General features: G+C 49.9%; 11 protein-coding genes and 1 tRNA gene. 8 read left to right on the top strand and 4 right to left on the bottom strand.

Features of this window, described 5'->3' with window-relative positions; translation table 11 throughout:
- Positions 1-224: 224 nt before the first annotated feature.
- The 8 genes from tssF to ET34_RS0104205 are packed head-to-tail and all read left to right on the top strand — an operon-like array spanning position 225 to position 9,322.
- A complete protein-coding gene (tssF, locus tag ET34_RS0104240; RefSeq protein WP_031519749.1) occupies positions 225-2,105 on the top strand; it encodes a type VI secretion system baseplate subunit TssF in 1,881 nt (626 codons plus the stop codon).
- Positions 2,105-3,127: a type VI secretion system baseplate subunit TssG gene (gene tssG, locus ET34_RS0104235; RefSeq protein ID WP_051640464.1), complete on the top strand. Its 1,023-nt coding sequence runs from the start codon at positions 2,105-2,107 to the stop codon at positions 3,125-3,127. The genes tssF and tssG overlap by 1 nt, the downstream gene beginning before the upstream one ends.
- Before the next feature lie 60 nt (positions 3,128-3,187).
- Positions 3,188-4,249: a type VI secretion system protein TssA gene (locus ET34_RS0104230; RefSeq protein WP_031519746.1), complete on the top strand. Its 1,062-nt coding sequence runs from the start codon at positions 3,188-3,190 to the stop codon at positions 4,247-4,249.
- A 6-nt stretch (positions 4,250-4,255) separates the two neighbouring features.
- Positions 4,256-5,257 carry a fimbrial protein gene (locus ET34_RS0104225; RefSeq protein WP_031519744.1) on the top strand — a complete coding sequence of 334 codons (1,002 nt, stop codon included), beginning with the start codon at positions 4,256-4,258 and terminating at the stop codon, positions 5,255-5,257.
- 5 nt (positions 5,258-5,262) lie between these two features.
- A complete protein-coding gene (locus ET34_RS0104220) occupies positions 5,263-6,618 on the top strand; it encodes a GlcNAc-transferase family protein (RefSeq protein WP_051640463.1) in 1,356 nt (451 codons plus the stop codon).
- Positions 6,612-7,232 carry a DotU family type IV/VI secretion system protein gene (locus ET34_RS0104215; RefSeq protein WP_031519740.1) on the top strand — a complete coding sequence of 207 codons (621 nt, stop codon included), beginning with the start codon at positions 6,612-6,614 and terminating at the stop codon, positions 7,230-7,232. The genes ET34_RS0104220 and ET34_RS0104215 overlap by 7 nt, the downstream gene beginning before the upstream one ends.
- Positions 7,220-8,809: an OmpA family protein gene (locus tag ET34_RS0104210; RefSeq protein ID WP_031519739.1), complete on the top strand. Its 1,590-nt coding sequence runs from the start codon at positions 7,220-7,222 to the stop codon at positions 8,807-8,809. The genes ET34_RS0104215 and ET34_RS0104210 overlap by 13 nt, the downstream gene beginning before the upstream one ends.
- A gap of 30 nt (positions 8,810-8,839) precedes the next feature.
- Positions 8,840-9,322: a DcrB-related protein gene (locus tag ET34_RS0104205; protein ID WP_031519737.1), complete on the top strand. Its 483-nt coding sequence runs from the start codon at positions 8,840-8,842 to the stop codon at positions 9,320-9,322.
- Between the two features lie 24 nt (positions 9,323-9,346).
- On the opposite strand, the gene ET34_RS0104200 is transcribed toward ET34_RS0104205, so the two are convergent.
- The 4 genes from ET34_RS0104200 to lysS form a co-directional block, all read right to left on the bottom strand.
- Positions 9,347-9,946 carry a helix-turn-helix domain-containing protein gene (locus tag ET34_RS0104200; RefSeq protein WP_051640462.1) on the bottom strand — a complete coding sequence of 200 codons (600 nt, stop codon included), beginning with the start codon at positions 9,944-9,946 and terminating at the stop codon, positions 9,347-9,349.
- A gap of 598 nt (positions 9,947-10,544) precedes the next feature.
- Positions 10,545-10,618: transfer RNA gene (locus ET34_RS0104195), tRNA-Gly, on the bottom strand.
- 90 nt (positions 10,619-10,708) lie between these two features.
- Positions 10,709-11,449, bottom strand: a complete 741-nt coding sequence (gene actS, locus ET34_RS0104190) for an amidase activator ActS (protein ID WP_051640461.1) — start codon at positions 11,447-11,449, stop codon at positions 10,709-10,711.
- A gap of 122 nt (positions 11,450-11,571) precedes the next feature.
- On the bottom strand, positions 11,572-13,089 hold the full coding sequence (gene lysS / locus ET34_RS0104185; RefSeq protein ID WP_031519731.1) for a lysine--tRNA ligase: 1,518 nt from the start codon (positions 13,087-13,089) through the stop codon (positions 11,572-11,574).

Here is a 13,089-nt window from a genome sequence, read left to right as displayed (position 1 = left end):
ACAAAAGAGAGCACCGGAAGGCATTGAAAGGAAAAGAAAACAACTAAAATCGGGACGTATAATTAGTTTGATAATTTGAAAACGCTAAACATGGATGAGATAGTAGCCAGTAATAAGTGGGATAACGCTATTTTCAAAGATCATCTTTCAGTTGGTATAACACAACAAAATATAATTACAAAATATATATCAATTTGATTTAAGCAGGCTAATAAGGTAGTAAAATGAATCAGACCTTCCTGGATTATTACAATAAAGAACTCACATTTATGCGCGAAATGGCAGGTGAGTTCGCTGAAAAACACCCTAAGATCGCGGGGCGTTTGGGCATGCATGGTATTGAAGTCGCCGATCCGTATGTAGAGCGGCTGATTGAAGCGTTTTGCTTCATGTCTGCACGTACTCAGTTAAAACTGGATGCTGAGTTTCCGCACTTCACGCAACGCCTGCTTGATGTAATTTATCCTGGATATAATTCCCCTACACCTTCAATAGGCGTAATCAAGCTTCATCCGGACGTAAAGCAAGGGGACCTCACGCAAGGGTATAATGTTCGTAAAGGCAGCGCATTCTGGTCCCGAATCTCGCCTGGCGAAGCAACACGCTGCGAGTTTCGCACGGGTCAGGACGTGACGTTATGGCCGTTGGAAATTATTGATGCACGCCTGACTTCATCTCCACCGGATATTCCGGCAATGGAACCGTGGCGAATTAAACAAAGCACACTGAAAGGCGCATTACGTATCAGGCTCAAAGTGCCGGGAGATTTAGTGTTTGCTCAGTTAGCAGACTTTGACCGGTTGCCAGTCTATATACATGGCGATGAACGCATCGTTTCGCATATATTTGAGCTAATACACGCGCACACGATCGCAATGATAATTCGTTCAGGTAAAGAGGGCTCGTCACAGGATGTCGTCATCAATAAAACGCCATTGATGTTCGAAGGCGTGGACCCTTCACAAAGCCTGCTGCCGGTATCATGGAATATTTTCCATGGACATAATCTAGTTCATGAATACTTTGCCTGCCGTCAGCGCTTCTATTTTTTCACCCTTACTCAACTCAAGAAGGGATTAAGTAAAAATAACAGTAATGAAGCTGAAGTGATTATACTACTTGATCATCTCACGCCGGAACTTGTTGGGCACGTTGATGCTTCTCGCTTTTCCCTATTTTGTACGCCAGCAATTAATCTTTTTCCCAGACGCCTTGATAAAATTGAAATCAATCGGGCGCTGAATGAATTCCATGTGGTTCCCGACCGCAGCAGGCCTCTTGATTACGAAGTCTATTCTATTGAAAAAGTAAGAGGCCAACAGGCCGAAAGCAGCGAAGAAATTGTATTCAACCCGCTTTTCCAAACGCGCCAGGAAGATAATGGGAATTATGGGCGTTATTTTTCGCTCACCCGTAAACCCCGCGTTAAGGATAAAAATCAGCGAAAATACCAGACCCGGACGCCTTACACAGGCACCGAAGTTTTTATCTCACTGGTGGATCAACTGGAAGCACCCTACAGCGATCATATTCGTTACCTTTCAGTAGATGCGATGGTTTCCAATCGGGATTTACCCCAGCTGATTGCCCATAGCAGCGGCGTGGATCTGACGACGTCGGATGCTGCGCCTCTGTCAGGCGCAACCTTCATTTGTTTGCCGGGTGCGCCTCGCGCGCCGTTTGCCGCTGGCGAAGCAGCGTGGCGGCTAATACGACAACTCAATTTCAACTATCAACCTCTGTCGCATATTGAACATAAACCCGGCGGCGAGGCGCTACGGAGTATGTTGCGCTTATTTGTTGATACCGCCGATCAAGATTCCAATCGGCAAATCAGCGGGCTGGTAGGGTGTAAAACAGCACCAGTTGTGCGTCGCCTGCCGGGGGACGGTTTATTGATCTATGGTCGCGGCATTCGCTGTGAGCTCACAGTTGACGAAGAGTGCTTCTCTGGCATAAGTCCTTATTTGTTTGGACTCATTATGGAAAATTATATTGCCAGGCATGCCTCAATCAACGTTTTCACCGAGATGGAACTGCGCTCTATGCAGCGCGGGATTATTGGCACATGGCAAGCACGCCCGGGAAGGCGAGGGGCAGCTTAATGAAAGGGCGAGTTTTTCCGTATGACATCTCATCTGGTGAGATGCCCCCGTGGTGCTTCAAGAGCGAACCCTGGCGTACAGGTTTTATCAGCATGATGCGTATGATTGCTGCCAGAACGCCAGCGTTCCCACCGCCGGGGAGAGCAAGCTTACCGGAGCAAGAATGTTTCCGAATCGGTCAGCAGGCGCATATGGTATTTCCTCCCCGCGAGGTGGCTCAGTTAAGCCTCGAACAGGACAAAATTAATATCATGCTGTTCGGCCTGGGTGTGTGGGGCCCTCAGGGTGCGATGCCGCTTCATATGACAGAGCAGGCTTATACTCGCTCAGAGCTTCACGATCAGACGCTGATTGATTTTCTTAATATTTTTCATCATCGCTCCTTATCGCATTTATACAGAGCATGGTTTGTAGCGCAGGATACCGCATCGCTTGACCGGCTGGATGATGAACGCTTTTCGCGTTACGTAGCGAATCTTGTCGGGCTGAATCCTGAGGAGTACAGCACCAGCCCCTTACCTGGTCATGCTCGCCTGGCTTCGTCGGCCCATCTGGTAAGGGAGTCGCGTAACCCTGAAGGGCTATCTGGTGCACTTCATTACTACTTTGGTATTCCGGTCATCATTGAGGAGTTTTCACCACAGTGGATATTCCTTGATGCAGTCGATCAATCGGAACTCGGAAACAACGAAACCTCACTGACGCTGGGTGAGACGGCGATTCTTGGTAATACCGTTAAGGATAAACAACATAAATTCAGGCTCATTTTGGGGCCGTTAACCCTGAAGCAGTACATGCGTTTTAGTGTATGGGGACAAGATCTTCCCGTACTTCGTGAATGGGTAAGAAACTTTGTCGGATTTGAATATGCCTGGGACGTAAAACTCATTCTGGCCTCCGACGAAGTGCCAGAAGCAACGCTAAACGGTTCACATCAGTTGGGATATGCCACCTGGCTTGCCAGAGAGACATCTGACGAACCCGTATCTGGTATGAGTTTCGAACCGGAACTCAGCCTGTAGCAATGCCCTATCAGCAGGCCCAATGGAATCGGCGCGCTAATAAATAGTAAGGAAACGCCAGTGAATAACCAAAACAACAACCTGTCGCCCTATTATCAGACAATCTTAAACAGCTTCTGTGGTTCTGCACCGTGCGGGGAAAGTCTTGAGTATGATCCCGCATTTTTACTGTTGCAATCCCGACTACAGCCTCGAATGGAAGCCGAGTATGGTGACTTTATCGAAGCAGCTGAACCCATCAACTGGAGCGAGGTTGAGCGAGACTGCCGGACGCTGCTGCTTAAGTCCCTGGATGTAAGGCTTATCATCACGTTGATCCGCTGCCGTATGCGGCAGCATGGTGCCGTTGAACTCGCCGCAGGGCTCAATATGCTGAACATGCTGTTGCAGACCTGGCCTGACGATCTTCACCCTCAGTTGATGGACGAAGGCGACTATGAACCCCTGATGCGTGCCAATGCGTTTTCAGAGCTCAATGACAGCGAAGGATTTATCGCTGATGTTCGCAATCTTCCGTTACCAACCCGCTCCGGGCTATCGGTCAACGTCAGAGAGTTTGAAAAGGCCTGTATCGGTCCCCGGGATGGCAGCGCCCTGCCTGAAGCGGCTATTGCGGCGCTTCGCCAGGAGTGGCAAGAAAATTGGTGTAATGACATCGCCGCGTTTAGCTTCGCCCAGGACGAGTTAGGCATGCTCCGACAGCTGTTGAGCACGTTGCCTGATGATATCGCACCCGATTTCGATCGACTGGCGCAAATACTGGCGCTGTTCTCCCAACAGAGTATTCATTCAACCTGCGACGAACACTTATCACCCGCGCCCAGCGTGCTGTCGATGGTTGAGCCAGAAGCTACCTCAGAAACTGCCGCTGCTGTTATCGAACGGGCAGACACAATGCCCGTCGCCAGTGCCCCAGTCCCATCGAGATCAGTACCCGTTAACAGAGATGATGCGCTGGCGCGTCTGCGAGAAGTTCGCGCCTGGTTTCGCGCGGTAGAACCCAGCAGCCCAATCATACTGCTGCTCGATTTTGCTGAGAAAACGGCGGGAAAAAGCTTTGCCGAATTAATACGCGTTATCCCTACGGATATGGTTTCTCAATTAGAGAACGACAAGGAGTAAACTGACATGCATAAAACAATAATTATGATGGCCGTGTTGTATTCCCTGGCAGCAAACGTACAGGCAGAGTGTGATTTAGACCCTGCCAGCCCAGGCGGGCCGTGGATTGCCAATATCCCTGCAGCGCTGATAACCATCGATGCCAGCCTGCCTGCTGATACTGTTAATCCCATTGCACAATTTGATAGCCCGGTACAAGGCTATAATCAGGAGTATATCGACTGCCATAAAGGCACCCCATATGGTAAAAGCGCTTACGGGTTATCTGGGCAGGACTCCAGTACTCGAATTTATAAAACCAATATTGATGGCATCGGTATAAAACTGTTATGGAACAATGGCGGAGCTTTTGGACAGTATCCATCAAATCAGACTTACACGCCTTCTGACGGCGCGAACGTCGGCAGATTTATTTATCCATCAGCCTCTTTTTTCCGGGTGCAATTTTTTAAAACCGCGGATTCGCTTATGCTTACAAACCCTGATGGCGAGCAGGCATTGCCTGCGGGTGAAATAGCGTATAACTGGCTGGTTAATAATTCACCTGCGCAATATACCCAGCAATTAAATATCGGGCGAATCACCGTCATTAGTACCCCTTCATGCATTTACACGCCTTCACAGACGGTAGATTTCGGTACCGTAACGTCGAATACGTTAACCACAGAGGGTATACAGCGTCCGCTGCCTTTCGAAATTAATTGTCGCACCGATTACGGTTATTACTCGGCCAGCGCAACGCTGACCACCAGCACGCCGTCATCTGATAACAGCTATATAAAAGTGATGGATGCGGGTGGGCATGACGATCGTATGGGGATAAAAATTCGCAATGCACAGGGTCAGGATATGAAAGTGGATGGCTCATCCAGCGAAAATATCAGTAATAAAGCCAGTATGATCCCAGCCCAGTTTAACTGGACCGCGATATTAATTCCGACAGGGAGCTCTCATCCGACCGACGGTGATTTTACCGCCCGGGCTGAAATCATTTTGCAGCTACGTTGATTATTATGCCTATCCATAACGTCGTTACACCACAGCCAGACTCGATTTTTGTCAGTATCGCCAGCTATCGCGATCCGGAACTGATACCTACCCTGCGGGACATGATTGCCCATGCGGCAAATCCCGCTGCGCTGCATATTGCAATATGTTGTCAGCATGACAGTGATGTTTCACCCTTCATTGACTTCGGTATGAAACTTCTGCACACGGAGAAAATTGAGAGTTATGACGTCTCTTTTTTTGAATACCGTGATGCGCGTATTAGCGTGATCAGCTTGCATTATTATGAAAGTAAGGGGGCTTGCTGGGCTCGCCATATGGCGGAGCGGTTATATCGTAATGAGGCGTGGTTTTTACAAATTGATTCTCACTGCCGTTTTGCGCCTGACTGGGACCGTGAAGCTATAGCCATGCTTCGTGAACTACAGGCTGACGGTACGTCACCAGTATTATCCACCTATCCCCCCGCCTACGATCCTGAAGATGAAAGTAAACGCACGCAGTTTATCAGCCGGCTGGTATTTCGGGAGTTTTCTGCAGATGGAATTCCGATGCTGAGTTCAACACCACTAAAAAGCGATAAACCTGCCCGCTGTGGTTATCTGGCTGGAGGTTTCATTTTCGCACCCGGCAGTTTTGTACGCGATGTGCCTAACGACCCAGATATTTTCTTTGCGGGAGAAGAGATTGCCATGGCGGCGCGAGCCTTTACCCATGGCTATGACATTTATACACCTAATAAAATATTGCTCTGGCATTATTACCAGCGCAGCGATGCCAGTAAAATATGGAGCGATCATACTAACGATGCAAAAAAAACTGGTAGCGTCGATCTTGCCTGGTGGGAACGCGATAAAATATCTAAAAAGCGGGTACGCTCAGTATTAGGCATAGACGCCTCGCCCTACGATTTAGGCTGCTACGGTCATGGCGATATCCGAACCCTGGCGGATTTTGAACAACGACTCGGCGTCCATTTTTTATCGCAGACTGTCATGCCGGACGTTATTGGCCGTGAGCGGGTAAGCTATTTTCCTGGCGAGAGTTTTAGTAAAGAGATGTGGCTTACACAACGCGTCCATCCTAATAAGCGAAAAATAACCTTTACCATTGATGAAATCATGGCTGATATCGATAACGACGGGTGGTGGCACATCGGTGTTTATAGCGAAAATAATACGCTGCTGGAGAAAAAAACTTTCACACCGCAGGAGATGGCGCAACGCTTTAGCGACAAGAAAAATGTCTACGAAATAGAACTGACTTTCACTACGCCCCCTTCACTAAAACCTGCCGTTGTCAGAGTTTGTTCTTATACCCAACGGCAGGGCTGGGGAAAAACCGTGGAGAAAATGTGGTGACGAGCGCTTTCGTCTTTAACAGACTTATCGCTATCGATACGCTGCTGCAGCTGGATGCCGTTATCCCTTCGCTGTCAGATCTTCAGTCGCAACTGATTGATTACCTGCATACGTTCACGCGTGCGCTGGCTGATGAAGGCATACCAGCAGAAGAAGCAAAGACGCTCTCCAGACTCGTATGTATCTGGCTGGACAGCACTATCGAACGGCAACTTACGCGCAGCTGGCTGACCTGGAAACATTACGCCCTGGAGCCGTGTTTTTTCTCTGACCGATGCGATACAGAGGCACAACTCGCGGCGCTTGCGCAGCTATTCGATAGCACCCATGACACCATGCGGAACTATGCATCCGGGATACTGTTACTGCTCTCTTCGGCTTGTGCACATAAATCCGCGTTTGAAACACTGCTGACTACGCATTCATTGCGCAACGCCGCACCAGCACCGCAACATGCTCTTCTCAGCGAGACGGTGCAAACTGAAATGCTTTCGTCCCGAATCCCGTTATCGGCTCATGTAATTATCGATTTCACGCTGTTAACTGGCTTACTGGCCACACTGTGGGTCTGCTGCTCTCATTCTCTGGAAGCACTTTATCAATGTCTGTTTTAAAACATCCCGCCTGTGCCCTGCTGCTGTGGTCTACGTTTCTCATCGCCCTGTTTGCATGCACCCTGCGTTATACCCATCCGCTGACCGCTTTTTTACCGTGGTCGACAGGCGCATTAAGCGGTGCGTTACTGCTTCGGCGTAACTATCTGGCGCGCCGGCAGCCCGTGATTACCACCACGACCAGTGATGAAACGCGTGAAAGTGTGGTTTTTATTTTAGGACCCTGGGCAAAAACCTGGTTTTCCGGCGCGCTGGAAAATGATGGCATTCAATTTGTGAGGGGCAAAGCATGGTTTCTGGTATCCAGCCCCGCTGAATTAACGCGCCATCTGCACCGGCTCGAGAGCCAGCACCCTGAAGTCATCCCTCTGAGTTTTTTCCCGTTGATGCCTGATGCTCACGCAACGTCCGCGCTGACGTATTCACAAATAACCATGTGGAAAAATACGTTCGCCTCGCTTTCACTTGATAAACCGCTACCCTGCACGTTTGCACTGTATGGACAAATGAGCGCAGAGCGGCATGCACAGGACCCTGACGTGGCAATATGGAGCAGCGGCTTTCCGGCGGCAGATGCTCCACAATATGGCTTTTGCGAAGCGCTGACCGCGGCGCTGGCGAACATTGCCTGCCCGGGGGGTAATCACCATGCGCTCCGCCGGTACGCTATTGCCTCGGGATTACACGACTGGATGAAGGATGCCAGATTGCACCATGCGCTGGATACGCTGTTTTCCACACTGCCGCTCAGGCTTAATGGCGTATTGCTGGCCGATTATGGCAGCGGATTTATCCGCCACGGCGCATGGTCGTCATGGTGTGAACAAAACTATGGGCTCTTACCGGGTCTGGCCGCATCGCTCCCTACACCGCCACTACCAGAACCGCCGTCGATTTATCGCACGACGAAAATAACCCGGGTAGACCCGCCGGGCCTCTCCGTCGGTTATAAAAGCGCGTTTGCCGCTATCCTGATTTGTGCTCTGGGGTTAATGACGGTCAGCGGCGAAGCAGCCTTGCGCGCATGGCAAATTGCTCAGCTCATGAATGGGTTGTCAGTAACCGGTGAGTCCGGCGTGCAGGAAAAAGCGCATCTTTATACCGCCCTGGAGCAAGAAAAACGGCAACTCACATCGTGCCATGTGGCAAACCGACTTTGGCCCCATCTGCATCACTGTGAAACGCTTGAGCGTGAAATCGCGCTGCAGCTTCATCCTGAGTCATACATCATCGGACGCGCCGCAGCGGGGATAATTTCGCCGTTTGCTTCCTCCAGCGCCACGCTGCCCCCCGGGCAGGAAAAAACGCTGGCCTCACTCTCGCTGCCGTTACGCCGCGACGACGCAGCGCGTATCGTCATTGTTGGTTACTCAGATAACACGGGCAGCGAAGAACAGAACAACATGTTGTCCGAAGCACGAGCCCGGAACGTACGGGACTGGCTGGTCAATCACAGCGGATTGCCAGCCGCACGTTTTACTCTCTATGGTGCCGGAGCCCGGCATCCCCTTGCCAACAACGAGAGTAAAACAGAGCGGGCAAAGAACCGACGGGTTGAGATATTTATAGTGAAATAGCCGTCATTGATAACACGGAGAGCGTATTACATGGAAAAAAACCTGGCAGCCTATGCTTTATTTGAAGGTTCATTTATTACAGAGGCACCGGTCATTGACAGGACCGTAAACATACTTATGTTCAAAGATCCGGACGACAATGAATATCAGATCCTGATTAATCGAGCCTTGTTAGAGGAGGATCAGACGCCCGATGCCTGGTGTGAACAGCAAATCGACGTCCAGCGCAATCAGCTGCCCGGTTTCAAACCCGAGGGTAAAATGCTGACGCATGAAATAGGCCCGGCAAGGCTCCCGGTTATTCAAATCGCAAATAATTTTCTGCAGGATGGAAAAACCATTCGTCAGGTGCAGTCCATTATTCGCTTACCGTGGCACAGCGATGTTAACCCTGTACAGCGCGGACTTCTTATTTTTACGCTACGAGCCGATGATGAATTCAGCGAGTATCAGCGCAAGCATTACGTTCAGGTGATAAATAGCTTTGATCCACAAACTACCCTTCCTCGCTAAAAAAAGGGCCGCTCAGGCCCTTTTTTATATACATAGGGTAATACCATTGCCTTCTCCATATTTAGCAAGACAAGAGGCGTACTTGTAAAATTCCAGCCGATTTTCCATACCCATTTTCTTGATCGCATTTCGACAATGGGTTCCAATCGTACGCTCGGAGCGATGCAAAAGTCGTGAGATTTCACTGGTATCGTTGCCTTGTCCGGTAAGCAACATGATATTGTTTTCCGTTACGGAAAGCTGTAAATAGCGTTTAAGACCCGCGGATTTGTAGAAATCAGTGTGGGTTGCCGCACCATAGCCAGCGCTGGCCACAAGGAAAATTTTACGCACCTTCATTGCTATCTCTTCTATCGTAAGCCCTCGACAGGTAAAAGGAATATGTATAACCTGTCCTCGCTCTTGCCGCGCCTGGACGTTACGGTAACTCCTGCTGCTTGTCATATTGATAGTAACCATAAAATCCCGAAATATTATATCCGGCACGGTACAGGGATCATGCTGAAAGGAAAAGCTTAATGGCGACGTGTCACCTGTATCATTGCCGCCGGTCATTCCTGCCAGCAGGTTACGTAGACCTGATTTAAAATAAGCATTATTACTAATAATAGTAACTTGTAACATGACTACTATCCCTGATATGAACGAATGAAATGTAGATTCACGCACATGCATTTAATAGATGGCCTGAGCCAGAGGTTAAGGTTTATCAATGTACAGATATTGATAATCAAATCGAAAATATAAACAACAGGAATATACCTGCCTGCATTAATACAAATGCTTTAACTTTCAGATTAATTTAAAGCCTGTGAAGGTTACTACAGCGATAAATAAAAGTGAAACACAGGCGCATTGGCGTATTCTTAAATTTCACTAAAAAAATCAATATATTCATGCTTTTTATAATCCTGAAAAAGCGGGAAGGCTGTAAAAGGTTGTAAGAAGGATTGTCAACAGAGTTCTGTCATTATTCATTCATGCATCTATCTAAAAACAAAGACTGTAATGACAACGTTTATAAGTATGCTGGCTTCAGACCTTACTCCACCTCATTGTTACTACATGGCAACTGATGGTGAACGTCAGGCGACAAAACTGATTGAATGCAGCGGTCACGGGATTGTGATCAGAGCTTACTCATCCTTGAAAGGACAAGTTGATGATGATGTTGGCATCATAATGAATAAAGGATAGGTTCTGAATATGAGGAAAGAAATTCTGGAGCGGGCGAAGGGAATCGAACCCTCGTATAGAGCTTGGGAAGCTCTCGTTCTACCATTGAACTACGCCCGCATAAGGTGCGTAAGGGATTATAGACCTTCAGTGTCTTTAGGCAACCCTTACGCACGCTAACTGATGGATAAATCAGCGTTTGCTCAGCCCTTAACAGGAGGGCGAACGCCCCGGCGGCGGCAGATAACGCTGAGGGTCAATTGCCGTGGCGCGATAGCGGATCTGGAAATGCAGCCGTACCGAGTCTGCGCCCGTATTCCCCATGGTAGCGATCTTTTGACCGGCTTTGACCTGCTGGCCGTTATTTACCTGGGTCGTATCGTTATGGGCATAAGCGGTGATGTAGTCCTCACCGTGTTTGATCATAATGAGATTGCCATAACCACGCAGCTGGTTGCCGACGTAAACCACACGTCCCGCGCCGGCGGCATAGATGGCCTGCCCGCGCTGCCCCGCAATATCGATACCTTTATTTCCGCCGTCAGCATCCGAGAACGGCATGATCACTTTACCCGATGCAGGCCAACGCCAGCAGCGCTGACCGACCGGTGGGGCTGCTGATTTTGCGACCGCTGAGGAGGCGCGGGATTTTGCCGGTGTGGCGCGGGCCATTGCTGTGCTTTTCGCACTACCGCTCCCCTTGACCCTGACTTTTTGCCCGACCTGGAGCGTATATGGTGCCGAAATACCGTTCATTCTTGCCAGGGTTGCTACGCTGGTATTGGTCATACGCGAAATACGATACAGGGTATCGCCGCGTTTGACGGTATACACCGAGCCGCTGAACGTGCCATAGTCTGGCGATTTACTGCCGGAGCAGCCTGCGATAAAAAGCGTCAGGCTCAGACATACCGCCGCGCCCCATCCTGTTAACTGGCCACCCAAACTCAAAGCACATCCTCTACGCTAATTCACTGATTATTCAAGCAGCTTATATTATCAGCATCTGTTCAATCGCCCAAACAGAGCAAAAAAAAACCGCGCGTGCGCGCGGTTTCTGTTATCAACAGGACTTACTTCACCGGACGCATGGCCGGGAACAGGATCACATCACGAATGGTGTGGCTGTTGGTGAACAGCATCACCATACGGTCGATACCAATTCCCAGACCGGCAGTTGGCGGCAGGCCGTGCTCAAGCGAGGTGACGTAATCTTCGTCGTAGAACATCGCTTCGTCATCCCCGGCAGCTTTCGCATCAACCTGATCCTGGAAGCGCTGCGCCTGATCTTCAGCATCGTTAAGCTCAGAGAATCCGTTACCGATTTCACGTCCGCCAATGAAGAACTCGAAGCGATCGGTGATTTCAGGGTTTTCATCATTGCGGCGCGCCAGGGGCGACACTTCTGCCGGATATTCGGTAATGAAGGTCGGCTGGATCAGGTGGGCTTCTGCTACCTCTTCGAAGATCTCGGTCACGATACGGCCCAGACCCCAGCTCTTCTCAACCTTAATACCGATGCTTTCGGCGATTGCTTTCGCAGAGTCGAAGTTATCCAGCTCCGCCATGTCGGTTTCCGGACGGTATTTCTTGATCGCTTCGCGCATGGTCAGCTTTTCAAACGGCTTACCGAAATCAAACATGTAATCGCCATAAGGCACTTCGGTTGTACCCAGCACGTCCTGAGCCAGGGTGCGGAACAGGGATTCGGTCAGTTCGATCAGATCCTTGTAATCCGCGTAGGCCATATAGAGTTCCATCATGGTGAACTCGGGGTTATGGCGCACTGAAATACCTTCGTTACGGAAGTTACGGTTGATTTCGAACACACGATCGAACCCGCCTACCACCAGACGCTTCAGGTACAGTTCCGGCGCGATACGCAGGTACATGTCCAGGTCCAGGGCGTTATGATGAGTGATAAACGGACGCGCGGACGCACCGCCCGGGATCACCTGCATCATCGGCGTTTCCACTTCCATAAAGTCGCGGTTCACCATGAACTGACGGATACCGGCCATAATCTGGGAGCGAATTTTGAACGTTTTGCGGGACTCATCATTAGAGATGAGATCCAGATAACGCTGACGATAGCGCGCTTCCTGATCCTGTAGGCCGTGGAATTTATCCGGCAGCGGACGCAGGGCTTTGGTCAACAGACGCAGCTCGGTGCAGTGAATGGACAGTTCGCCGGTCTTGGTTTTGAACAGCTTACCGCGCGCACCCAGGATATCCCCAAGGTCCCACTTCTTAAACTGCTCGTTATAGATGCCTTCCGGCAGATCGTCGCGCGAGACGTAAAGCTGAATGCGGCCGCCAACGTCCTGCAGCGTAATGAATGACGCTTTACCCATGATGCGGCGAGTCATCATACGACCGGCAACCGCAACTTCGACGTTCAGCGCTTCCAGCTCTTCATTCTCTTTGCCATCGAATTCAGCATGCAGTTGGTCAGAGGTACGATCGCGACGGAAGTCATTAGGAAACGCGACGCCCTGCTCACGCAGCGCTGCCAGCTTCTCACGGCGCGTTTTCAGCTCGTTATTAAGATCTGCTGCTGCGTCAACGCCTTGTGATTGTTGTTCAGACAT

The sequence above is a fragment of the Siccibacter colletis genome (assembly GCF_000696575.1).
GTDB classification, from domain to species: Bacteria; Pseudomonadota; Gammaproteobacteria; order Enterobacterales; family Enterobacteriaceae; genus Siccibacter; species Siccibacter colletis.
The sequence above is the reverse complement of the archived record's forward strand: the minus strand, read 5'-3'. Positions and strand labels throughout refer to the sequence as shown.

What these genes read in the sequence shown, in the direction of transcription:
- ET34_RS0104210 (WP_031519739.1), top strand. Translation starts at nt 7,220, where the DNA reads ATGTCTGTTTTAAAACATCCCGCCTGTGCCCTGCTGCTGTGGTCTACG.
- ET34_RS0104205 (WP_031519737.1), top strand. Translation starts at nt 8,840, where the DNA reads ATGGAAAAAAACCTGGCAGCCTATGCTTTATTTGAAGGTTCATTTATT.
- tssG (WP_051640464.1), top strand. Translation starts at nt 2,105, where the DNA reads ATGAAAGGGCGAGTTTTTCCGTATGACATCTCATCTGGTGAGATGCCC.
- ET34_RS0104200 (WP_051640462.1), bottom strand. Translation starts at nt 9,946, where the DNA reads ATGTTACAAGTTACTATTATTAGTAATAATGCTTATTTTAAATCAGGT.
- ET34_RS0104220 (WP_051640463.1), top strand. Translation starts at nt 5,263, where the DNA reads ATGCCTATCCATAACGTCGTTACACCACAGCCAGACTCGATTTTTGTC.
- lysS (WP_031519731.1), bottom strand. Translation starts at nt 13,089, where the DNA reads ATGTCTGAACAACAATCACAAGGCGTTGACGCAGCAGCAGATCTTAAT.
- ET34_RS0104225 (WP_031519744.1), top strand. Translation starts at nt 4,256, where the DNA reads ATGCATAAAACAATAATTATGATGGCCGTGTTGTATTCCCTGGCAGCA.
- tssF (WP_031519749.1), top strand. Translation starts at nt 225, where the DNA reads ATGAATCAGACCTTCCTGGATTATTACAATAAAGAACTCACATTTATG.